The sequence below is a fragment of the Lentibacillus jeotgali genome (assembly GCF_000224785.1).
GTDB lineage: Bacteria > Bacillota > Bacilli > Bacillales > Amphibacillaceae > Lentibacillus > Lentibacillus jeotgali.
The window spans coordinates 59,351-83,155 of the sequence record NZ_AGAV01000003.1; the positions used below are offsets into that span (position 1 = coordinate 59,351).

Sequence of the window (23,805 nt, forward strand, 5' to 3'; positions counted from 1 at the left end):
CTTACTTGGCATTGAATGGCGCTCTTATTTAGTTTTCAGGGTATAAAGCAAAAGCGTAAGCGCCCGGTTAGCGATGTACGGACTGAACTGAACCGCAGGAGATAAAGAAAACTCTTTGGGAGCGAAAGCGAATCGATGTTGCCTTATCGTACGGAGGTGAGGGAAGTCGCGCTAGTCGCTGGGCGCTGAAGCTGGATGTGGCTTGTCCTGTGAAAGAATAATACAAAGCCAATTTTATATTGCTTTCATTAAAAAAATCCTTGCATTTTTCACTAAAAATGCGTATAATAATTTTTGTCCGTAAAAATCATATAGCGTCTCAATCAGACTAAAAACACATGCATAGGTCTGGCAGCAATAGCGGAGAGGACACACCTGTTCCCATGCCGAACACAGAAGTTAAGCTCTCCAGCGCCGATGGTAGTTGGGGTTTAACCCCTGCAAGAGTAGGACGCCGCCAGGCATTTTCCTATATTTTTTTATTTTAAATTATTCCACAGTAGCTCAGCGGTAGAGCAATCGGCTGTTAACCGATAGGTCGTAGGTTCGAACCCTACCTGTGGAGCCATTTTTTTGCTTCCGTAGCTCAGTCGGTAGAGCACCACCATGGTAAGGTGGGGGTCAGCGGTTCGAGTCCGCTTGGGAGCTCTTCTTAAAAAGGCTTTTGCTCATTTGGAGCAAAAGCCTTTTTATACGGTCAATCTTTTGATTAGAATAAGGAAGCAGGGGATTGACCTCTTTTCCTCTGAAAATAATTTTCTCTACGTTCTGTACCAAAAACGTTGTTGGGCAATGGCGGAAGCAAAGTCTTTTCCAAAATCCGGATTGTTAGCGGCAAAAACGACACCGGCCAGATTATTCTGGTTAGACTTTGGGAAGAAAGATTGTCCAGTCGTTGCTACACCAATTGGTTTATAATGTTTATAGGTCATATTGATGAACTCCATAATATCTTGCCTGAATTTAGCTTCATTATCGGCTCTTCCGCCAACGACATAAATCGAGTCATACAATACCGGGTAAGTTGTTTTAAAGGTCTCGTTTACTTCAATTGTTGTACCATCAGATCCGGTAACTGTCCCCAGTTTCTCACTGATAATGTCCATAAACACACCATATTGCTGCAGGGTGTCGAGCGTTCTTCTTACCTCTTCACCGTTAAATCCATTGTCAATTAAGACACCAACTTTTTGTGTTGCAGCATAATGCGGCGTATTGGCCTGGCTAATCGCCGGAGAACTTTTTGACATAGGAACATTGGATCCCTTTGGCCGTTCAACACCAATATTATCGGCAATGATACAAGCCATCTCCCTGTCTACATTAGCCCAAAATTCCACATTTTGCTGCCTGGTTAATTTGCTCTTAACATATCCAAGGTGATAATTAAATGTGTCGATAAGGTCTTGTTTTTCAACAGTTGACAAGCTGTTCCAAAACAGCCGTGCCTGTGAAAAGTAATCATAGAACGATTCGCTTGGGCGTTCTCTCGTTATATGCCCGTCGACCTCTTCAGGATAATGCGCATATCCACCTTCCTCAGGTGGGGTTTCTGCAGGTGTATTGCCGGCTAAAGTATTGTTATGATAGTGTACAGAATCCACATCTATTCGATATTTTGAAAAGCCGTCCCGATTGTTAATGTTCGTTTCTGTGATAGGCTTATTAACGGGTATTTCATTAATATTACCTGTACCAAGCCGGTGGTAATCTGTATCTCTGTAAGCAAAAGCCCTTCCTTGTAAAACAGGATCACTCGTGAAGTCAATGCCTGGAACAAGCGTAGCAGGATCGAATGATGACTGTTCTTCTTCGGCGAAGAAATTCTCAACGAGGCGATTCAACGTCAATTTCCCGATAATTTCAACAGGAATGACTTCCTCCGGCCACAGTTTTGTATCGTCCAGAACGTCAAAATCATACTTGTATTCATCTTCTTCATCAATCAACTGCACACCTAATTCATACTCAGGATAGGCGCCGCATTCGATCGCTTCAATGATATCGCGGCGATGGAAGTCCGGATCGACACCGCCGATAATATTCGCTTCATCAAGCAGCAAGGAATGAACACCAAGTTTAGGTACCCATTTAAATCGGACAAAGGTTGATTGACCTTGTTCATTAATGAACCGGAATGTATTGATTGGCCACCCTGCCATCATACGCCAGCTTCTTGGACGTCCTCGCATGGACATCAGCCACATCACCATATGTGCTGATTCCGGATTGCTGATGACATAGTCCCAAAAATTATCGTGCGCAACAGTCGCTTGTGGTACATGAGTTTTCGGGTTCGGTTTAGCTGCATGTGTTACGTCCATAAATTTCATGGCATCTGCAAGAATAAAGACAGGGAATTGAAGCGCTAAATTATCATAGTTTCCATCTTGTGTATAAAACTTAGTTGCAAATCCGCGTATATCGACTGCTGTATCCTTTGATCCCTTATTTCCAATGAAGTTGGAAAATCGAGTGAACACAGGAGTTTTGCGACCGGCCTCTTGCAGAAAGTGTGCTCTGGTGACATGCCTCATTGATTTATATGTTTCAAATTCCCCATAAACTCCAAATCCTCTGGCATGAACCACTTTTTCTGGTATTCGTTCACGGCTGAATCGTGACTGCTTCCTGTAAAAGTGAAAGTCCTGAAATAATAATGGACCGCGTCTTCCTGCTCGTAAACTCCACCGGTCATTAGAAACCTTATATCCGGCATCATCGGTCATTTTTTCGCCTGGTCCAGTATTTTTTTCATAGTATTGCTCAAGCTGCTCTTCTTTGTTGTCTTCGTGATCTTTATTATAACCGTGTCCTCTTGAAGACTTGTTTTCGTTTTCGTCCATGGTATCACCATCCTTTTCAATCAATAATTGCCTAAGCTCCACTTACATTCCTATTCATTTTTTGAAAATGTATTCATTTATTTAGAGGTAGTATATACAGTTTTACGGCGGCAGTCTTGTATTTTTTTAAACATTCTTCTAATATAGGGGTTTAAACAGCTTGCAGGGCCATTAGAGGGAATTATGATAATTTAAGTGCTTCAGCTGTAAATGTTATTCATCGTGAAGAGACAGGAGGAAATTAATAATGGATGCTTTCCCGGTTCTAATCGTTATTGCTGTTGTTGTGACGGTTATGGAGGTTTTTGTGGCCTTTTATTTAATTAAAAGGCACGATATGAGTATGTGGCAATCCCTTTATACGTCATTGCCGGTAGTTGTGATTGTCTGGATCGCAGCATTTACGTATTCATGAGACGATCCCTATTTTCGAACTTTTTTCGTGTAATCAGCCTGTACACCAGGTATTGCACCAGGAATACAATAAATGCCAATATAGATAGATTCACATAATACCAGATACCGCTTCCCAATAAGTCCAGGGGAGTGCTTGCTGTCGGTGTGTGGGACAGATACAAATAATTGGAATTCAGGAACGGGTTAACCAAAAAGCCGATGACAGCAGCATAGATTAATAAGTACCCATAAGTTTTAAACAATGATTGAAATGTAATGGTTACATGATTGGAAGCCACCAAAAAAATACTGGTCCAGGAAATCGTGATATGGTGAATAAAGAATTTCAAATAACGATAATGCGGGAAATCGTAAAGCAATTCGGGTGTTGCCAACGCCAAAAACGACGGAACAAGTCCAATAAAAAATGTGATCTGGATTAACCGTTTATTGTGATTAATCAAAGCAATAGCGCCGGTAATCCCGGCGACACCGCACAGATGCAGAAACATGTGATCACCAAGACTCCAGATGCCATTCAAAGCAGTATACGTCTGATAACTCACTTCGGACAAAACCAGCAAACTGAAGAGACTCCAGCGTATGGTATTATAAAAGATGGAGTGTTTATGTAATTTTTTGCAAAGGAACGGAAGAGCAGCAGCTCCCAAAAAATAGATGAGCAATGCTGTTAAATGACTTGTCCCATATGCTATGAATGGTTCACCACTCACTTCTAAGAAGATGTCTTTCATCGTTTTCCCCTCGAATACAAGTTTTTTGATTCAGTGATCTGTGCAACTAATAACAAGTGGGGGCGAGGAGCCCCAATTGCCCAGGTGATTGAGATTTCACTTAATTATAAGACGGAAAGATGAAATTGAAAATAAAAATTTCGTTTTCCCCTTTACAAAAGCCCATAATCTTTATATAATAAAATTCGTCGGTTTACGACAATACATATTTCAAGTTATTTTTGCGCCATTTGTGGCCCGTTGGTCAAGTGGTTAAGACACCGCCCTTTCACGGCGGTAACACGGGTTCGAATCCCGTACGGGTCACCACCGGAGGATTAGCTCAGCTGGGAGAGCACCTGCCTTACAAGCAGGGGGTCGCAGGTTCGACCCCTGCATCCTCCACCATTCATTTTTACGTAAATGCCGGTCTAGCTCAATTGGCAGAGCAACTGACTTGTAATCAGTAGGTTGGGGGTTCAATTCCTCTGGCCGGCACCATTTATTTTTTTGTGTATAAAATTAAGCAATGTTAGTTACAATATTTACGGAGGGGTAGCGAAGTGGCTAAACGCGGCGGACTGTAAATCCGCTCCCTCAGGGTTCGGGAGTTCGAATCTCTCCCCCTCCACCATATTGTTTATTGGGCTATAGCCAAGCGGTAAGGCATCGGGTTTTGATCCCGTGATTCGCTGGTTCGAATCCAGCTAGCCCAGTCTTTTTTTATTTTAAGAAATTGTTTATTCTAAAGAGTACCATAATATTATACGAGCCATTAGCTCAGCTGGCAGAGCATCTGACTTTTAATCAGAGGGTCGGAGGTTCGAATCCTCCATGGCTCATTGGACTATATTTGAACATCAGCTTAATTACATAACACAGATTATACCAGGAGAAACAAAACAAGGTTGTTATGATATTAACAGCCTTGTTTATTTGCATTTTATGCTGTTTTTTTACATAATAGAAACAGTAAAATCACAAATAATGATATTCTCATATGAATGATTATTAAAGGATGAGACGGTTATGGAAACTTCCAGAATTCCTGGCTTTTATAACATGACAGTTGAAGAACGCAGGCGTCTGCTGACCAAAATGGAAAATCTAACGGATAAAGATGCCGGATACTTATTTTCCAAAGAACCATTGGCAATGGATACAGCTGATAATATGATAGAAAATGTTATTGGCACTTTTCAGTTGCCGTTAGGGTTAGGATTGAATTTCCTAATGAACGGGAAAGACTACTGTATACCAATGGCAATTGAAGAGCCATCTGTCGTTGCTTCTGCAAGTCATATTGCCAAAATAGTCAGGAATGCCGGCGGTTTTACAACTGATGCCACCAACCGTGTTATGACCGGGCAAATTCAGGTGGTCGGCTGTCCGGACTTTAATGAGGCAAAAGAGGCTTTGTTAAAACAAAAAAAATCATTGATTGAAGCTGCAAATAATGCCTACCCCAGCCTGATGAACAGGGGAGGTGGAGCTGAAGATCTAGAAGTTAGAATATTAAATGAGGAATCAGGGTCAAAATACAGTCAAATGCTCATCGTTCATCTCTATGTCAACACGTGTGATGCAATGGGCGCTAACATTATTAATACAATGGCTGAATCACTGGCTCCTGTCGTTGAGGGTCTGACGAATGGGAAGGTGTATTTACGTATTCTTTCCAATTACCCTGAGCGTTGTCTTGCTCGCGCACGCTGTGTTATTCCGCCGGATTTGTTGAAGACAGGTGATTTCACTGGTGAAGAGGTACGTGATGGGGTTATTCATGCTTATGAATTTGCCGCTTCTGATCCATACCGTGCAGTCACGCATAATAAAGGTATTATGAATGGGATTGATCCGGTCGTGATCGCAACTGGAAATGACTGGCGTGCGGTCGAGGCCGGGGCACATGCACATGCTGCTCGTGATGGTGTGTATACATCCATGACGGTGTGGTCCAAGGACGAGCATGGAAGTCTGGTTGGTGAATTGGAACTGCCGATGTCAGTCGGAATGGTGGGCGGCTCAATCAGAGTCCATCCGATTGCTAAATTGGCCCACAAAATATTGAATGTCGATTCGGCACGGGAACTTGCTCAAGTCATTGTGGCTGTCGGACTCGCGCAAAACCTTGGAGCATTAAAGGCATTAGCAACCGACGGAATTCAGAAAGGGCATATGGCATTGCATTCTCGTTCTGTTGCCATCGCAGCAGGAGCTACAGGGGAGATGATTGACATGATTTCAGAGCGGTTAATTGAAGAAAAGGAAATCCGTGTTGGAAAAGCTAAAGAATTGGTGGAAGAATATAAAAAATGAGTATAGAAAAAGCAACAACGTCAGTACAAACAGCCAGCGGTGTAGCTCATAGCAAGTTGATTTTAATCGGGGAACATGCAGTTGTACACGGACAGCCTGCAATATCGCTTCCATTTCCATTGGTTGGTGCAGAAGCCACTATTGATTACGTACCGGGCTCGGTAAAGATTGACAGTACGTTTTATCATGGACCGATCGAATCCGCTCCGGAATCTTTAAAGGGACTTACCTCCTGTATTAAAGCGACACTGGATCACCTTGATATGCCATGCGAAGACCTGCTGATCCAAATCAAATCTTCCATCCCCCCTGGAAAAGGACTGGGGTCAAGCGCATCAGTGGCAATTGCCGTCATCCGATCCTTATTTGCCTATGCTGATGAGAATTATGCAATGGAGGATGTACTGAGACTTGCGGATATTTCGGAAAAACATGCTCATGGAGAACCAAGCGGTATTGATACATTAACGATAACGTCTGAACTGCCGATTTGGTATAAAAAAGAAGAACCTATTGACCTGATTGAACCTAAAGGCGATTTTCATTTTATTGTAGCCGACTCGGGCAGAATGGGCGACACCCGTCTGGCGGTAGAATCTGTGGGTAATCTGATCCGAACAGCTCCGAAACGGATACAGTCCAAACTCGAACGGTTTGGTGAGTTCACACATCGGGCCAGAACGGCACTGGAAACGGCCAGCAAACATCTGCTGGGACAAATGCTCAATGAAGCACAGAAGGAACTGGAGGCGCTTGGTGTTAGTGATGCCGGATTAAACCGATTGATTTATTTTGCTAGGCAGGAAGGCGCATTAGGTGCTAAACTGACAGGCGCCGGCAATGGCGGCTGTATCATTGCTCTGGCCCAAAACGAGGTACATTCCAAACAGCTGTGCGAAAAGCTGAAAAAAATTGGTGCACATGCCGTGTGGTCATTTGCGCTCAGAAAGAAAAATCATTAGCTTTGAGTTTTAAAAAATGCCCGGTTCCGCTAAGAGGGTTATTAGGCATTCAAAATGTATAATTACTTTCTTGCTGCATAAGAGCAACTGATTTTTTATGCTGAGCGATAAGCCAAGTTTTCTAATCTGATTTTCGGCATATTTCCAAAAGGCAAAGGGGGCATAACATGAAAGCTACAGCTAAAGCCCATACGAATATTGCCCTTATTAAATATTGGGGAAAACGTGACGAATCCCTGATTCTTCCGATGAACAATAGTTTGTCGCTGACATTGGATGGTTTTTATACAACAACATCTGTTGAATTTCAGAACGACCTGAGTGCCGACCGTTTTTATTTGAATGGTCAGTTGACTGAAGGTGCTGAAAAACACCGCGTCACAGCATTTCTCGACCGTATCCGGGCTGCAGCAGGCGAGCCGGACGCCTTTGCCGAAATTCATTCTGCCAATCATGTTCCGACAGCTGCCGGCTTTGCATCATCCGCATCAGGGTTTGCTGCTCTAGCCGCAGCGGCTGCCAAGGCTATTGACTTATCGGTGAATCAGCAGCAGCTCTCTATTCTGACGAGGCAGGGCTCAGGATCGGCATGCCGGTCGGTATATGGCGGATTTGTTGAATGGGAGAAGGGCAAGTTGTCTGATGGCTCGGATTCGTTTGCCATCCCGGTAGCATCTGCCGATCATTGGGATATTAGGGTGGCCGCCGTCGTTTTATCATCTGCTGAGAAAAAAGTATTAAGCCGGGAAGGCATGAAGCGTACGGTGAACACATCTGTTTACTACCCGTCGTGGGTGGACAGCATTCCTGACGACCTTGCTGCCATAAAAGACGGCATTGTGGCAAAAGATGTTGAAAAAGTAGGCGAAATTGCAGAAGCGAACTGTCTGCGAATGCATGCGACGACTCTGGCTGCAAATCCCCCTTTCAGCTACTGGCAAAGCACGACTGTTTCAATCATACAGGCTGTACAGGACTTGCGGGCGGCAGGCGTACCAGCATTTTTCACCATTGATGCGGGGCCGAATGTGAAGGTTCTTTATACACCTGATTATGAAGAAAAGGTACGCAATACGCTCCGTAATATAGCCGGCGTCCATGATGTGAAAGTCAGCAAGCCCGGCGAAGGGATATCCTACATATAGGGGTTGAATATGTTGCCTGATTCAGCTTTAACGGTAAAAGTTCCTGGCAAACTAATGGTTGCGGGGGAATTTGCTGTCCTCGAAAAGTATCAGAAATTAGTTGTAATGGCAGTCAATCGCTTTGTTTTTGCAACATTAAAAGAAAGCAATGAAAACCGTCTTTCACTCGAGACCTTTGATTTGAATAATATGACATGGCAGTATAAAGTCGATGGCGTCCATGTCAAAACAAGCGACAAGCGTGTAAAGTTTGTGGAAGAGGCTATGACCGTTGTCTATACATATTTAAAAGAATACAATTTGAATCCTGCTCCATTTCATCTTTCGATCCGCAGTGAACTGGATGACGCATCCGGAAGAAAGTATGGGTTGGGATCAAGTGCTGCGGTTGTGACATCTGTGGTGGCAGCTATTTTGACTAAATATTTACCCGAAAAGCCGTCAGAAAAGCTGGTTTTCAAGCTGGCGGCCATTTCGCATGTGAAAACGCAAGGGAGCGGATCCGGTGCTGATGTTGCTGCTTCTTCTTATGGCGGGTTTCTTCAATATGCCTCATTTCAAGCTGACTGGCTTCGGGGAGCTTATTATGAGGGGGACAGCATTAGCGCACTCGTGAATAAGGATTGGCCTTACTTTCATGTCCGGCCAATAAGGCTGCCGGCAGAGTTGTATATGTGTATCGGGTGGACGGGTAAGCCTGCATCCACTCATGATCTGGTTCAGGGAATTACCAGGCTCAAGACAACTGATGTATCCTTATACGAACAGTTTTTGGCCGCTAGTGGAAGGGCGGTCAATACTTTCTTAGACGGAATCAGCGGAGAAGATCCTTCATCCATTATAGACGGAACAAAGCAAAATCGGGCGGCGCTGGCTGCTGTTGGCCGGTATGCCAATGTTGAAATCGAAACCCCCTTATTAAAAACATTATGTGACCTTGCAGAAGAATATGGCGGAGCCGGGAAACCGTCTGGAGCAGGCGGTGGTGATTGCGGTATTGCATTTCTTCCATCCCGTGAAAGTGCTGAAGAGCTGATGAAGGCATGGGAACAGTCAGGAATCAAACCGTTGGATATCGTTGGCTCTGAAGCCGGAGCGGTTAAAATATAATGCAGGATTGGCCCATTTGGGATAATCCTGCTTTTTTTCTGGACACAACCCCGTGAATGCATATATATACATTTTTTTGTCAGGTTGAGTCATTGCTTATATTTTGTCTAAAATGGTAAGCAGAGGAGGCTTATCAATGCAAAAGAATATGTCTATTATTGGTGTACCGATGGATCTTGGACAAAGCCGCCGTGGTGTCGATATGGGTCCAAGTGCCATTCGCTATGCAGGTGTCACGGAAAGGTTAGAAAATCTTGAATATAATATTAACGATTTAGGGGATGTGCCGGTTTCGCGTCCGGACAGCAAAGATAATGTACAGGGAGGTAATTTGCGCAATCTGCAGCAAGTATCTGAAAGCAATTTGACACTATCAGACATGGTCGATGAAGAGATCGGTCATAATCGTTTTCCGCTGGTGTTAGGCGGTGATCACAGTATCGCGATCGGCACTCTAGCAGGAACCGCCAAACATTATGAGAATCTTGGGATCATCTGGTATGATGCCCATGGTGATTTGAATTCAGGCGATACTTCACCATCAGGCAATATTCATGGGATGCCGCTGGCTGTAAGTCTTGGCATCGGTCATAAAAAGCTCACTAATATTTTGGACTATACGCCAAAAATCAAACCCGAAAATATTGTCATTGTTGGGGCACGCTCACTTGACCCGGGGGAAAAAGAATTGATAAAGGAAAAAGGAATTACAGTTTACTCTATGCATGAAATTGACCGTCTGGGCATGTCTCAGGTAATGGCGGAAACGATTGATTACTTAAAAGCCCGCACAGATGGTGTACATCTCAGCCTTGACCTGGATGGATTGGATCCGGAAGAAGCACCTGGTGTCGGTACACCTGTCATTGGTGGTTTGTCCTATCGTGAAAGCCATTTAGCCATGGAAATGCTGTCAGAAGCAGATATTCTGACATCCGCGGAATTTGTTGAGGTGAACCCGATCCTGGATGATAAAAATAAAACAGCAACTATGGCTGTAGGATTGATTGGTTCGCTATTTGGTGAAAAATTGAAGTAGTATTGGAAATAAAAGAGGTTAGGGACCGCTGCGGAAAATACTTCGCTAATTCAGATAAAAAACGCCGTATACTGAAAAGATCCGAATATGATTCGAAAACCAACTGAGAACGTTTGAATCATTGTTCGGATTTTTCTTTATTGTGTGTGTTCAAAAATTTTGAAACAACCTCTTATAACTCTTTTATCCAAGTTAGATCCTCATCAAGCCTGAGTGATAAGACTTCGAATTGGTATATGCCTGAGTCTCTATAACAGCCAGGGACTTCATGTCCCCTAAGCACCAACATTTCTGGCGTTATTCTTCAATTTTTTCTTATAATATTGAAAGATTATCCACAAAAGCTGCTCCTACTTTAGTATAATTAATAGTGTACAATTACCCATTTTATTAAAATGATAAGCCATTGATTAAAGTTTCACTTTACATATTTTTTTTGAAACCTTTAGCGGTATTAGTCCGTACGATTAATACCGCATGCTATGCGGAGGTACAGAAAATGAATTTGATAACCCAAGAAAAAATAAAACAGGTAAAGCGAGGAGACCAATCCGCTTTTGAAGATATTGTTTCCTTTTATCAAAATAAGATTTATCAGCACTGTTATCGGATGTTGGGTAATAAGCATGAAGCTGAGGATATTAGTCAGGAGACATTCATTCGTGCCTATGTCAACATTCATTCATTTGATGACAAACGCAAATTCTCGACGTGGCTGTACCGGATTGCGACCAATTTGACCATTGATCGAATCCGGAAGCGGAAACCGGACTACTATCTTGACGCCGAAATCAAGGGAACAGATGGATTGGATATGTACTCACAACTGGCAACCGACAGCCTGCTGCCCGAGGAGGAAGTGCAGGGAATGGAACTTCAGGATTATATTAATCAGAAGATCTCTGCTCTCCCTCCAAAGTATCGCAGCGTTATTATTTTAAGATATTTGGAGGAGTTTTCACTGCAGGAAATCAGTGACATATTAAATATTCCGCTTGGTACGGTGAAGACCAGAATCCATCGCGGTCGCGAAGCCTTACGGAAGAAGCTTCGTCATGTGTAAAGGAGTGTGATCGCATGAATTGCAGCAATGAAGCAGTGGAGCTGATGCATAAATATTTAGACCATGATTTGACCCTCGAAGAAGAACAGAGGCTGCGCAGACATCTGGAAGATTGTGATGCTTGCCAAAAGCATTTCCATGAACTTGAACGTACGATCAAACTCGTGCAAAATACGGAGAAAATCAATGCCCCTGCAGATTTCAAAAATAACGTGATGCAAAGCTTGCCGACTGAGAAAAAACGCGTTAAATATTCACGCTGGTTTAAAGCGCACCCTGTGTTAACAGCAGCAGCGATTTTCTTTATTTTTATGTTCGGCGGCATGTTTTCAACCTGGAATCAAGATAGCGAATTAGTTGTGTCCAAACAGGAAAACCTGGAAATCCGCGGTGATACTGTCATCGTTCCGGAGGGTGTCACTGTAGAAGGGGATCTGATGGTCAAAAATGGTGATTTACGGATAGATGGAACAGTCGATGGGGATGTCAGGCTAATCAATGGTGAGTTGATCGAAGGCGATACAATTGAAGGATCAGGCTTAATGGCCTCGGCAGGAGAGGTAAACGGTGAACTGCAACAGGTGGATCAGATGTTTGAATGGCTTTGGTTCAGCCTGAAGGATCTGGTGAAAAATATCTTTTCGCTGGGGCATATCCACCTGGCAGGCTGACAGAATGCTTATAAATATTTATACAGATAAACAAACCCGGGATGCCCGGGTTTATTATGTTTGCAGCCAGCACTTCTTCCTTCCTGAAAGCGCGTTAAATTAAATTTAAACGATATAATTAAAGGCAGATACGAAATATGATATAATGGGAAAGGTTCTGGCGTAAGATAGAAAGAGTACATATGCGGAAGGAAGTGTGAACATGCTTGATGGGGGGTTTGACCTTCTGGAACTGTTAAGAATCGGCGTAGATATAGCTCTCGTCTGGTATGTTTTATATAAAATCATTATGCTGATCAGAGGTACAAAAGCCATTCAACTGTTAAAAGGCATTGTAGTTGTTCTGCTCGTTTGGGGCATCAGCATTGTATTAGAACTGCATACAATCCAATACCTGACAAACCAGGTCATAAACTGGGGTTTTGTTGTCATTATTATCCTGTTCCAGCCTGAGCTGCGAAGGGCTTTGGAGCAGATTGGCCGGGGTAGCCTTTTCTCAAGGGGGTCAAGATCTGAGGAAGAAATACTGGAGCAGAAGATTGAAGCGATCGCGCAATCTTGTCAGTACATGGCTAAACGCCGCATTGGTGCACTGATCTCCATTGAGCGTGAAACAGGGATGGGTGATTATGCCGAGACAGGTACCCTAATCAATGGAAAGCTGACCCATCAATTGCTGACAAATATTTTTACACCGAATACACCACTCCATGATGGTGCTGTCATCATAAAAGATGAAGAAATTTTTGCAGCAGCCTGCTATCTCCCTTTATCAGAAAGCCCGTTCATTTCCAAAGAATTGGGCACGAGGCACCGGGCAGCGATGGGAATAAGCGAGGTTACTGATGCGATAACAATTGTTGTATCCGAGGAAACCGGGAATATATCTGCAACAAAAAACGGCGAATTAAAACGGGATCTCGATCAGGAGGGACTGCGCAGCTACCTTCGGGAGAATTTATCGTCATCCATGAGAGCCTCTGAATCCAAGTCTCGAAATCGGAGGGGGCAAGATAATGGATAATTGGTTTAAAAGTCCATGGTTTGTTCGTGGCATTTCGTTAGCCTTTGCAATTGCGTTATATGTATTTGTACAAGTTGAGATAGGCCAATATCAAAATGATTCAAGGCTTTCAACAAATACAAGTGCTGACGCTCAGACAGTTGAGGATGTACCGGTCAATATCCGCATCGATGAAGAAAAATATGTTGTCAGTGGTGTGCCTGAAGCTGTTACTGTCACCCTTGAAGGGACAACAGGAACACTGACGGCTACAGCTCAGCAGCAGAATTTTGATATATACGTTAATCTGAAAAATCTGGAGCCTGGCACACATACTGTTGATCTGCAGCATACCGGAATCCCTGATGAATTAAATGCCTATATTGAACCAAAAACAATTGAGGTAACAATTGAAGAGCGGGCGTCAGAAGAATTTGATGTTAGCGTTGACCATTTTAACACCGATCAGCTACCAGATGGATATGAAATCGGGAAATCACAGACAGATCCTGGACAAGTTACCGTTACAAGTTCACAGGAGGTCATTGAAAATATCGCCATTGTTAAAGCGTTTGTTGATGTAGCGGAAACAACAGAATCAATCGAGAGCAGAGAAGCACCGGTTAAGGTTTATGACGCCAGCGGAAATGAACTGAATGTTCGGATTGAGCCTGAAAGTATTAGTGCTTCAGTTGAAATTAATAACCCGAATAAAAATGTCCCTGTCAGTGTGGAGACAACTGGAGAACTTTCGGACGGATACTCACTCGCATCCATTACTGCGGATACAGATGAGGTAACAGTATTCGGGACAAATGAGGTGTTGCAGAATATCGAAGAAGTTTCGACCGAGCCTGTTGATCTGTCAAACATAACGGAGTCAGGTACGGTTGAAGTCGGTCTTAATTTGCCGGACGGTGCAAGCGTACCTGATTCAGAAACAGTTGAAGTAACTGTTGAACTGGAACAAACAAGAACATTTGAAGCAGTTCCAATTAATGTTGAAAATCTTGGTGATGGACAAGACATATCATTTATAGAACCTGAGAACCAGGAAATGGATATAACAGTGACAGGAAATCAGGAAGAAGTGAGTAATCTGTCAGCAGATGACTTTAGTATTTTGATAGATGCAGAAGGGCTGGACCCTGGGGGACATGAGGTTCCCATTACCATCGAAAGTCCCGACGGCATCGAGGTAGATGGAGAATTCGAACAAGCTGACGTCGAGATTTCGTAATGGATCTGGAATAGACATTTAAGTTGATTATTCACAAAGCTTTATCCCGGACAGCTTTTTGGATAAGTTACAGTAGCTGTTACATGGATATAAAGGAGAGTTTATCAAGATGGGAAAATATTTTGGAACAGATGGTGTCAGAGGAATTGCTAACACAGAATTGACATCAGAGTTAGCATTTAAACTGGGCCGGTTTGGCGGCTATGCATTAACCAAAGGCACCAATAAGCCCAAAATTATGGTGGGACGTGACACACGTGTTTCCGGAAATATGCTGGAAGGAGCGCTTGTTGCCGGATTGCTTTCGATTGGCGCCGAGGTTATGCGGCTAGGTGTTATTTCAACACCGGGTGTAGCTTATCTGACAAAAGCCACGAAGGCAGAAGCAGGTGTGATGATTTCCGCATCGCATAATCCTGTCGAGGATAATGGTATTAAGTTTTTTGGACCTGATGGCTTCAAGCTGTCGGATGCCGAAGAGGATGAAATTGAAAAGCTGATGGATGGCGAAGATGACCTGCCACGTCCGATCGGCTCGAATATCGGTGTGATGAACGATTATTTCGAAGGCGGCCAAAAGTATCTTTCGTTCCTGAAAGATACGATTGATAATGAGTTTGAAGATATTAAAATTGCACTGGACTGTGCGCATGGTTCAACCTCAAGCCTGGCAACACATTTATTTGCTGATTTAGAAGCGGACATAGTGTCAATCGGTTCCTCGCCGGATGGCCTGAATATTAACGATGGCGTTGGCTCGACCCATCCGGAAGCTTTACAGGAATTTGTAAAAGAAAAAGATGCCGACCTTGGTCTTGCCTTTGATGGGGACGGTGATCGTCTAATCGCAATAGATGAAAAAGGAAAGATTGTTGACGGTGACCAGATTATGTATATCTGCGGGAAATATATGAATCAAAAAGGCCTCCTGCGCCATAACACTGTTGTTTCTACAGTTATGAGCAATCTTGGATTCTATAAAGCGCTTGAGGAAAACGACATGCGCAGTGATAAGACATCAGTCGGCGACCGTTATGTCATGGAAGAAATGCGCAAAGGCGGCTATAACCTTGGCGGTGAACAATCCGGCCATGTTATTTTCCTTGATTACAATACAACCGGCGATGGCATGCTGACTGCCTTGCAGCTGGTTAATGTAGTCAAAGAATCCGGTAAACCGCTGTCTGAACTTGCCGAAGAAATGGAAGTTTACCCGCAAGTGCTGAAAAATGTCAGAGTTGTTGATAAGCACAACGCTATAACGAATCCAAAAATCCAGGAAGCAATCGACCGTGTGGAGGAAGAAATGGCTGGGGAGGGCCGTGTGCTTGTACGGCCATCCGGGACTGAACCGCTCGTCCGCGTCATGGTGGAAGCGCCAACCAAGGAAGACTGTGAAAAATACGTCGATCAGGTAGCAACAGTAATCGATGATCTACTTGGCATGAAGGAATGAGATGATTTATGATAACTGCTCTCCGGAAAAGGGGGAGCAGTTCTTTAGGATAAATGAAAAATCACCAGGCATCAGCAGCATATGACAATCTTTTTAAACATTCGCCCCTGTTTATGCCACACCATTTGCGGTATAATTGTTATATAAATGGAATAATTCAAACACTTTGTCAAGGGGGAATATGATGATCACGTTTCCGAAACCGACTGTCGAACAGTTTTTCCGTACATATGTTATAACAGGTTTTGATGTCAGTCCGAATGAAGAGCGGCTGATTTTTAGTTCCAATTTAGACGGCAATATGAATTTATGGGCAATGGATCTGCCTGATACATATCCATATTTATTTGCTCATCAGGATGAATCGTGCAGTTTTATCAAGTTTGATCCGAAAGGCCGTTACGTGTTAGCCGGCTTTGACCGGGATGGTGATGAAAACCATCAAATCTATGCAATTCCGTATAATGGCGGTATGGCAAAACCGATAGTAACAGGCGATCCACAAGAAAAATACTTTTTCACTGACTTAAGTGATGACGGTGAACGAATCTACTATATGACATCAGAAGAGAATCCGTCATTCATGAACGCCCGTGTTCGCAATTTGGAAAATGATTCGGATACATTGCTCAATATAGGCGAGGTGTCACCGACCGAGCTGGCAGCTGTGTCCGATGATGAACAAGCCTTTGTGTACTTGCGCGCATTTGCTAATACGTATGTCACAGGCTTTGTCAAACAAGGAGAAGAAACGTATGATTTAACACCCGATCCGAAAAGAATCCATGTTACATTTGATCCAGTCTTTGTTGCTCCAAACACAGTTTATTTCATAACGGATTTTGAAAGTGAATATAATTACGTTGCAAAATTTGATATCAATAATCAAACGTTTTCCAAGGTGCTGTCGGTAGAACATGAAAGTGTTGAGCAGCTGAAATTCAGCAAAGAAAAGAACACGTTATACCTTGTTACTGAAAAAGGTGTGACCGATATACTCTACCGGTATGAAATGGAAACGGAGAAGCTGGTCAGATTGTCAGCGCCGGTCGATGTGATCGAACAACTTAAAGTGACCAAATCGGGTAATCTATATATTTTGGGAAGAAGTGCAACAGCGCCACATAATATTTTTCGATCAAAATTTGGTGAGAACTGGAAGCAGCTGACCAACAACCGGGTGCTCGGGTTAAGTAGCGATGATATGGTAATACCTGAAGTGGTTTCGTATCAGTCGTTCGACGAAATGGAGATTGAATCATTATTGTTCAAAGCCAAACCGGAGAACGATAATGGTTATACCATCTTTTGGCCGCACGGTGGACCACAGGCTGCCGAACGGAAGTCGTTTCGCTCGATGTTTCAATGTTTGCTGAACAGGGGTTATACGATTTTTGCACCGAATTTCCGGGGAAGCACAGGTTATGGCTCATCTTTTGTCAAACTGGTTGAACAGGACTGGGGAGAGGGGCCACGTCTTGATTGTGTTGCCGGAATCGAGTGGCTGTTTGAAAATGGTTTCAGTGACCGCGACAAGCTGTTCCTCGTCGGGGGGAGTTATGGCGGCTACATGACCTTGCTCTTGCATGGGCGCCACCCGGAATATTTCAAAGCATGTGTCGATATTTTCGGCCCGTCTGATTTGTTCACGTTCGTCAATTCAGTTCCGGCGCATTGGAAGCCAATCATGGATCGATGGCTTGGTGATCCTGAGCGTGATAAGGAACGTTTTGAAAAGGATTCACCCGTTACCTATCTTGAGAGTATGACAAAGCCGATGCTTGTCATCCAGGGTGCAAAAGATCCGCGTGTTGTTAAAGAGGAATCCGATAATATTGTTGCTAAACTCCAGGAAGAAGATCGCGATGTTGAGTACCTTGTCTTGGAAGATGAAGGCCACGGATTTTCAAAGAAAGAAAATGAAATTAATGTTTACAAACGAATGCTGGACTTTTTGGAAAAGCATAAGGATTGAAAAGAGAGGTGAAGCCAAATTTGGCTCCACCTCTCTTTTGTTGCAATAAAAATCATTAAGTATGCAAAATGGAACGGCTCTTCTCACTATAGCTTATTCCTTAATTAATTCCCACCTGATCGAATCCGTCAGCTGCTGCCTGATGCTCTTCGCTTTCTTCGCCATATATGTCGATGGCTGACTGGACAACTGCCTGTCGGGCATGGCTGAAGTTTGAAGTTGGTGTCAGATAGGCTGTCAGGGCACGATAATAGATTTGCCCTAGCTTATCCTTGCCAATCTGCTGACCAGTGATATATGCTGCATGGTTAATAATCGATGAGTTGATGTGGACGCCGCCATTATCAAGATTTGACGGTAAATCATAGTACTCATCCATGTGTGATGGATATTTTCCCTCACCATTTCCATACGGGACATAATCTTCATCAACATTATATTTGCCTGGATCACTCAGACTTCTTAGGGAAACACGTCCATCAGCAACGGCTTCCGGCCCCATGATTTCTTCTCCGATTTCCCAGTCCTCTTCGTCAACAATTGCACCGAATATATCGGCAAACGCTTCATTTAATGCCCCCGGCTGATTACGATAAACAAGGTTGGCAGAGTGTGTGATCACCCCATGTGTCATTTCATGTGCGGCCACATCAAGACCTGCTGACAAAGGAACCATGTACGAGCCGTCACCATTGCCATACGTCATGTGGCGCCCATTCCAGAAGGCATTGTTAAAATCAGTTCCGAAATTAACATATGAAATAATCGGCATTCCTTCGTCATCGAGTGAGTTTCTGCCGTGTTCTTCCATATAATAATTATAGACTTTCTCGGAATTATAATGGGCATCTACGGCTGGACGAAGGTTCTCAGCCTTCCACGATGAGCTCTGGTTTGTTACAAGTTCACCTGTGTCGGAATCATATGTGTATATTCCTTCAAGACCTTCATGGGATTCATCCTGCAACACAAATGAAGTGCTTTCCCGCGGCTGGGTAACCCTTGTTGTATGTAATTTGCGTTGGTCACCCCAATAACCTGTTCCGACACCTTTATGAAAGCTGCCATCTGCGGTAGCTATTGTATTATATTGATCAATAACCTTTCCGTTTTTCGCATCAACCATGACGAACCAATTGGCGGGCTGATCACCAAGATAGGTCACGTTGACTTTATAAGCCAGATGAGTATTACCATTGAATGGATAAATGACAAGTTCTGATTCTGGGTCGTAATTCATATTATTGGGTGCATTCACAGATGACGTTGCGATCTCGATTGCTTTTTCGCTGGTCAGTTCAGGAGTTGTAGCAATTGTTTGCTTTGCTATTTGAGGGTTGTGCGAACCGTTTGTGGAAACGATTTCGTTATCTCCATTGTAGTGAACGATAACTTCGGCACCTTCAACTTTCACCCCATTTTTCACTTGATTGAAACGGACATGGGTCATGCCCAGATCGTCTTTTTGTACATCTGTCGCTTCCAGGTTTTCTTGTACATTTTGGATACCTGTTTTGTTTTTATTTTTCGCCAAATAGTCCAGAGCATTGGATGCATTGTTTTTATTATGGTTCTGGGCAAACCTTTCTTTAACAAAGAATGGGACGTTGGCATTTTCATTCCAAGCTTTGTCAGACGTAATGTTTGCATTATCTGAAGGCGAGATGACAGACGCTTCACTGACTGAAACGGATCCAAGCAGGAATGCTGTGGTTAGGAAAACACTGGCAAAATACTTTTTCTTCAAGCAAACCCCTCCTAATAGATTTTATAAAGTTTAGTATAGTGTAATAGATTGGATATAACATGAGGAGATGGAATGATTTTAATAGTGTGAATATTGATCGCAAAAAACTAGCTGTACATATTATAAAGGTCTTTGTGATACTTTCGGCCGGGGTCTTAAGTCGTGATGGAACAGTCATGTATCAATGTGTGTCCGGCAGACGGAAAGTTCTTCTCACTCCTATAATCGAATTCAGGACAGAAAAAGTGGCATCCGAAAGAAATTCTCTTCAGAATGCCACTTTTTCGTTGTTTATTTCGATTATAGAAGCAGAAGGGAGAGTTAACTATTTAATATTTTCTGACATGTCTCTATTGCTGTTTCAGTGGATTTGATTAGTTCACTGTTGCGATCATCTGCTCTTAGTTCCAGAGCCTTATGAAAGTAATCGAGTGCTTCACGGTATTGCTTCTGGTCAAACAGGTTTTTACCTTGATGTTGATAAGCAAAATCCTGATACTCAGCGTAATCCGGATCATTTTCAGCTGTTTCGAGCAGCTCACCAAACATTTTATTGGATGTAGCAAAATCGTTATGCCATTGGTATGTACTAGCCAGACGAAGCTGATTGACAAACACGCTTTGATTTCGGCCTAATTCACGGAAAATGACGATTGCCTGATTAAGATGCCGCTTGCTCTCTTCCAGTTCACCGACAATGCGTAAAAAAGTACCCAGCAAACCGTGAGATTTACCTTTTTCCGCTTTGTCCAGGGTCTCGTCGTTAAGCTGTTTTTGAATATACATCATGCCATAAAGCATATCCATTTTGTTTAAAGGCATTTCCCTTAAATTCGGCCCAAATTTAAATCTCATATCGTGCGGAATATCTGAAATATTCATCACAATTCTCCCTCGTACTTTTTTCTTTAAGTATACTAGTTAATGACCTTAGCGGCACACATTGTGCTTCAAAAAGACATACACTTAAAACAACACCCCTTTTAAAAAGTAATTGACCAAGGCGCCCTGACTCGGTTAAAATGTAGGAGGCCTCGATTGCCAATGGGGTTGATTTAAAAATAGAAAGGAGAGCAGGGATTAAAGCATAATAAGCGCCTGGACTATTTTCCGATCGGAAGTGAAAATAGTTGACGAGGAGGGGGTTATCGAATTGATCGGCGGATACCCCCCGACTGTACATCTCAGTCGTATGCTTTTTCCGAAAACAGCGAGGCGACTTGCTGTACAAAGGTTAAAGCAAGATGACAGCAGTAACAATCACGAGAAAGGGGCAGCAAACGCCCCATAGTCGAGAAGAACTGTTTTTGCATTGATTGCTGCTTTTTTGTTTAAAGGATAGGAAGCTTTGCCTGAAGCGGGTTCGAAATTCAGTCAATGATAAAATGCAGCACTCTATAAGAAAACAGCCTGAATGATAGAGGTCGTTTGTTGCCCCTTTAACCAAGGAGGAAACAACGATGTGTGGAATTGTAGGGTATATCGGATATAATAATACAAAGGAAATTTTACTGAACGGACTGGAAAAGCTGGAATATCGCGGTTATGACTCAGCAGGAATTGCGATGTTGGATGATAACGACATTAACTTGTTCAAAGTAAAAGGACGGATCGCTGCATTGCGCCAGCGTGTCAATGATACAGCTGCGTCGACGATGGGGATCGGACATACACGCTGGGCAACACATGGCGCGCCGAGTGCAGAAAATGCACACCCGCATCAAAGCACATCCGGCCGCTTCGTGCTGGTTCATAATGGCGTCATTGAAAATTATCAAGAACTGAAAAGAGATTATCTCGACGGCATCGCTTTTGGCAGTGAGACGGATACCGAAGTCATTGTACAGCTTGTCGATAAAAACGCTGAAAAATACGGCGATACAGCAGAAGCGTTTCGTCAAACGATAAATCTCTTGAAAGGTTCGTACGCGATTGGTTTAATCGATAAGCAAGATAAGGAAACGATTTATGTGGCTAAAAATAAAAGCCCATTGCTCGTTGGGCTGGGCGACGGCTTCAACGTTGTCACCAGTGACGCCATGGCAACATTGAAGGAAACAGATCAGTATCTGGAAATTTTTGATCGGGAAGTCGTACTTGTGAACCGCAATTTTGTGGAAGTGCAAAAACTGGATGGTACTGCCGTGACCCGAAGCCCGTTTACAGCGCAAATTGATGTAAGCGACACGGAAAAGGGCACATATCCGCACTTTATGCTTAAAGAAATCGATGAACAACCATTTGTCATGCGCCGTATTATCCAAGAATATCAAGATGAACATGATCGTCTGAAACTCGATCAGGATATACGCAGTGCCATGAAAACGTGTGACCGTGTCTACATTATTGCAGCGGGAACCAGCTACCATGCAGGACTCGCCGGTAAACGGTTACTGGAAAAAATGGCCGGAATACCGGTAGAAGTGCATGTGGCCAGTGAATTTTCCTATAATACGCCGCTTCTGTCAGAAAAACCGTTATTTGTTTTCATTTCTCAGAGCGGTGAAACTGCCGACAGCCGTTCGGTATTAGTTAAAATTAAAGAAATGGGACATCCGGCGCTGACAATTACGAATGTGCCCGGATCCACCCTTTCTCGTGAAGCAGACTTTACGCTGCATCTTCATGCAGGACCGGAAATTGCTGTTGCTTCGACAAAGGCCTACTCAGCACAGATCGCGGTATTGGCGATTCTGGCAGTCGATACAGCACGGGCAAAAGGTTTCGAACTGGACTTTGATCCATTGCAGGAACTTGCTATCGCTGCGAACGCGATGGAAGTACTGACAGAGCAAAAAGAAACGATTGAAGAGCTGGTCCGGGACAATCTTGGAACAACCCGGAACGCTTTCTTCATTGGCCGTGGCAGTGACTATTTTGTCTGCCTGGAAGGTGCACTTAAACTGAAAGAAATCTCTTATATTCAGGCGGAAGGATTTGCCGGCGGAGAGCTCAAACACGGAACCATCGCATTGATTGAAGAAGGAACACCGGTCATTGCACTCGCGACTCAGGAAAACGTCAACTACGCCATTCGCAGCAATGTGCAGGAAGTCGTTGCACGCGGTGCCAATGATATAATCTTTAGCATGAAAGGATTGGAACGGGACACCGACGCATTTGTCGTTCCGCAAGTGCATGAACTTCTGGCACCTTTAGTTAGTGTTGTGCCAATGCAGCTGCTTGCCTACTATGCAGCATTGCACCGTGATTGTGACGTTGATAAGCCAAGAAATTTGGCTAAAAGCGTAACGGTGGAGTAAATCAAATAACAAGTAATTTGTGGCTTTGAGATAAAATCGGGATATTTTAAAAAGCTGCAAATTTTGTCTCCCCCCCTTTGGATAGACATTGCCCAAAGGGGGTTTTATGGTAAAAATAACATTATGATATACAACAAGGTGTGGCTTTGAAATAAAGCTTGATAATTTATAAAAGAGTTTGATAAATTATGTTGACAAGCCGTGTTATGACAATTCTACAATAGGGCCATTTTGTTGAATAAGGGGGAAGATACTTTTTTATCACATATTTATAGTGTATTGCTTTCAAAAGTATGCGGTTATGTTGATTAGAAATACATTTGACTAAGGAAAAGGCTGATCATGGGGGCAGCCTTTTTGTAAGTATCCTTTTTAACAAAAATCCCACAAATAAACCCGGGAGTACGCTTAGCATTGAAAGCCAGATGGGCCCCAACAATACCCCAAATAGCATTAGTTTTGGTGAATAGATCGTACCTACAGTCACAAAATAGGCCGAAAAAACAAATGGCAAAAAAGAATAAGGTTCTTTTCCTCCACCAGCATCTTTGAAAGCATCCCATATTGCAAAAAAGTATAAACAAGGATAAAACATCAACCATCCATATTCTGTTTGGTACATAGCTTCTTCGATATTACCGTGGAAACTTAAGATAATTATTTTATTAAAATTTGATTGAACATTAATCAAAAATTCCAATCCAATAAAAAGAAAGCCTTTAAAAAGCTTACGGTTTAAAATTTGACCGATACCTGGTAATGCGATGCTCCAAAAGAGTTTTTCATACTTATTATTTTGATTCATATTATCTTGTCCTAAGTTATCATAGATTTTT

Annotated in this window: 18 protein-coding genes, 8 tRNA genes and 1 rRNA gene; 22 read left to right on the forward strand and 5 right to left on the reverse strand. The window is 43.1% G+C overall.

Annotation, left to right across the window (positions count from 1 at the left end; all coding sequences use genetic code 11):
• The first annotated feature begins 347 nt into the window (after nucleotides 1-347).
• The 3 genes from rrf (at nucleotide 348) to ON01_RS00735 (ending at nucleotide 648) form a co-directional block, all read left to right on the forward strand.
• A 5S ribosomal RNA gene (rrf, locus tag ON01_RS00725) occupies nucleotides 348-463 on the forward strand.
• 30 nt (nucleotides 464-493) lie between these two features.
• Nucleotides 494-568, forward strand: a tRNA-Asn gene (locus tag ON01_RS00730).
• 7 nt (nucleotides 569-575) lie between these two features.
• A tRNA-Thr gene (locus ON01_RS00735) sits at nucleotides 576-648 on the forward strand.
• A 113-nt stretch (nucleotides 649-761) separates the two neighbouring features.
• On the opposite strand, the gene ON01_RS00740 is transcribed toward ON01_RS00735, so the two are convergent.
• A complete protein-coding gene (locus tag ON01_RS00740) occupies nucleotides 762-2,846 on the reverse strand; it encodes a catalase (protein WP_040912183.1) in 2,085 nt (694 codons plus the stop codon).
• Nucleotides 2,847-3,093: 247 nt separating this feature from the next.
• Between ON01_RS00740 and ON01_RS19365 the strand changes: the two genes are divergently transcribed.
• Nucleotides 3,094-3,261, forward strand: coding sequence for a hypothetical protein (locus ON01_RS19365; RefSeq protein ID WP_175284914.1), 168 nt, complete (start codon nucleotides 3,094-3,096; stop codon nucleotides 3,259-3,261).
• On the opposite strand, the gene ON01_RS00745 is transcribed toward ON01_RS19365, so the two are convergent.
• Complete coding sequence (locus ON01_RS00745; protein ID WP_010529098.1) at nucleotides 3,248-3,997, reverse strand: YwaF family protein; 750 nt, start codon at nucleotides 3,995-3,997, stop codon at nucleotides 3,248-3,250. The two genes, ON01_RS19365 and ON01_RS00745, sit on opposite strands and share 14 nt — an antisense overlap.
• Before the next feature lie 234 nt (nucleotides 3,998-4,231).
• Between ON01_RS00745 and ON01_RS00750 the strand changes: the two genes are divergently transcribed.
• The 17 genes from ON01_RS00750 (at nucleotide 4,232) to ON01_RS00830 (ending at nucleotide 17,959) form a co-directional block, all read left to right on the forward strand.
• Nucleotides 4,232-4,306, forward strand: a tRNA-Glu gene (locus ON01_RS00750).
• 2 nt (nucleotides 4,307-4,308) lie between these two features.
• Nucleotides 4,309-4,384: transfer RNA gene (locus ON01_RS00755), tRNA-Val, on the forward strand.
• A gap of 17 nt (nucleotides 4,385-4,401) precedes the next feature.
• A tRNA-Thr gene (locus tag ON01_RS00760) sits at nucleotides 4,402-4,477 on the forward strand.
• Between the two features lie 48 nt (nucleotides 4,478-4,525).
• Nucleotides 4,526-4,610: transfer RNA gene (locus ON01_RS00765), tRNA-Tyr, on the forward strand.
• Between the two features lie 10 nt (nucleotides 4,611-4,620).
• A tRNA-Gln gene (locus tag ON01_RS00770) sits at nucleotides 4,621-4,692 on the forward strand.
• A gap of 53 nt (nucleotides 4,693-4,745) precedes the next feature.
• Nucleotides 4,746-4,818, forward strand: a tRNA-Lys gene (locus tag ON01_RS00775).
• Nucleotides 4,819-5,005: 187 nt separating this feature from the next.
• Nucleotides 5,006-6,295 carry a hydroxymethylglutaryl-CoA reductase, degradative gene (locus ON01_RS00780; RefSeq protein ID WP_010529099.1) on the forward strand — a complete coding sequence of 430 codons (1,290 nt, stop codon included), beginning with the start codon at nucleotides 5,006-5,008 and terminating at the stop codon, nucleotides 6,293-6,295.
• Nucleotides 6,292-7,257 (forward strand): mevalonate kinase, encoded by a 966-nt coding sequence (gene mvk / locus ON01_RS00785; protein ID WP_010529100.1) that lies wholly within the window; start codon nucleotides 6,292-6,294, stop codon nucleotides 7,255-7,257. The genes ON01_RS00780 and mvk overlap by 4 nt, the downstream gene beginning before the upstream one ends.
• Before the next feature lie 167 nt (nucleotides 7,258-7,424).
• Nucleotides 7,425-8,402, forward strand: a complete 978-nt coding sequence (gene mvaD, locus ON01_RS00790; RefSeq protein WP_010529101.1) for a diphosphomevalonate decarboxylase — start codon at nucleotides 7,425-7,427, stop codon at nucleotides 8,400-8,402.
• A gap of 9 nt (nucleotides 8,403-8,411) precedes the next feature.
• Complete coding sequence (locus ON01_RS00795) at nucleotides 8,412-9,512, forward strand: phosphomevalonate kinase (RefSeq protein ID WP_040912162.1); 1,101 nt, start codon at nucleotides 8,412-8,414, stop codon at nucleotides 9,510-9,512.
• Nucleotides 9,513-9,648: 136 nt separating this feature from the next.
• Nucleotides 9,649-10,551 (forward strand): arginase, encoded by a 903-nt coding sequence (rocF, locus tag ON01_RS00800; protein WP_010529103.1) that lies wholly within the window; start codon nucleotides 9,649-9,651, stop codon nucleotides 10,549-10,551.
• 499 nt (nucleotides 10,552-11,050) lie between these two features.
• The gene (gene sigW / locus ON01_RS00805; RefSeq protein ID WP_010529104.1) at nucleotides 11,051-11,614 is read left to right on the forward strand and encodes an RNA polymerase sigma factor SigW; all 564 of its coding nucleotides are present in this window, start codon (nucleotides 11,051-11,053) and stop codon (nucleotides 11,612-11,614) included.
• Nucleotides 11,615-11,628: 14 nt separating this feature from the next.
• Nucleotides 11,629-12,285, forward strand: coding sequence for a zf-HC2 domain-containing protein (locus ON01_RS00810; protein WP_010529105.1), 657 nt, complete (start codon nucleotides 11,629-11,631; stop codon nucleotides 12,283-12,285).
• Nucleotides 12,286-12,487: 202 nt separating this feature from the next.
• Nucleotides 12,488-13,309, forward strand: a complete 822-nt coding sequence (gene cdaA, locus ON01_RS00815) for a diadenylate cyclase CdaA (protein ID WP_010529106.1) — start codon at nucleotides 12,488-12,490, stop codon at nucleotides 13,307-13,309.
• On the forward strand, nucleotides 13,302-14,528 hold the full coding sequence (locus tag ON01_RS00820) for a CdaR family protein (RefSeq protein ID WP_010529107.1): 1,227 nt from the start codon (nucleotides 13,302-13,304) through the stop codon (nucleotides 14,526-14,528). The genes cdaA and ON01_RS00820 overlap by 8 nt, the downstream gene beginning before the upstream one ends.
• 109 nt (nucleotides 14,529-14,637) lie before the next feature.
• Entirely contained in the window at nucleotides 14,638-15,984 is a 1,347-nt protein-coding gene (gene glmM, locus ON01_RS00825) for a phosphoglucosamine mutase (RefSeq protein ID WP_010529108.1), read from the forward strand.
• 184 nt (nucleotides 15,985-16,168) lie between these two features.
• Nucleotides 16,169-17,959, forward strand: a complete 1,791-nt coding sequence (locus ON01_RS00830; protein WP_010529109.1) for a S9 family peptidase — start codon at nucleotides 16,169-16,171, stop codon at nucleotides 17,957-17,959.
• 100 nt (nucleotides 17,960-18,059) lie between these two features.
• On the opposite strand, the gene ON01_RS00835 is transcribed toward ON01_RS00830, so the two are convergent.
• Both ON01_RS00835 and ON01_RS00840 read right to left on the reverse strand, forming a co-directional pair.
• A complete protein-coding gene (locus tag ON01_RS00835; RefSeq protein ID WP_010529110.1) occupies nucleotides 18,060-19,706 on the reverse strand; it encodes a M4 family metallopeptidase in 1,647 nt (548 codons plus the stop codon).
• 321 nt (nucleotides 19,707-20,027) lie between these two features.
• Nucleotides 20,028-20,588, reverse strand: coding sequence for a tetratricopeptide repeat protein (locus ON01_RS00840; protein ID WP_010529111.1), 561 nt, complete (start codon nucleotides 20,586-20,588; stop codon nucleotides 20,028-20,030).
• Between the two features lie 578 nt (nucleotides 20,589-21,166).
• On the opposite strand from ON01_RS00840, the gene glmS reads away from it, so the two are divergent.
• Nucleotides 21,167-22,969 carry a glutamine--fructose-6-phosphate transaminase (isomerizing) gene (gene glmS, locus ON01_RS00845; protein WP_010529112.1) on the forward strand — a complete coding sequence of 601 codons (1,803 nt, stop codon included), beginning with the start codon at nucleotides 21,167-21,169 and terminating at the stop codon, nucleotides 22,967-22,969.
• Between the two features lie 340 nt (nucleotides 22,970-23,309).
• On the opposite strand, the gene ON01_RS00850 is transcribed toward glmS, so the two are convergent.
• Nucleotides 23,310-23,774, reverse strand: a complete 465-nt coding sequence (locus ON01_RS00850) for a hypothetical protein (RefSeq protein WP_010529113.1) — start codon at nucleotides 23,772-23,774, stop codon at nucleotides 23,310-23,312.
• Nucleotides 23,775-23,805 lie beyond the last annotated feature (31 nt).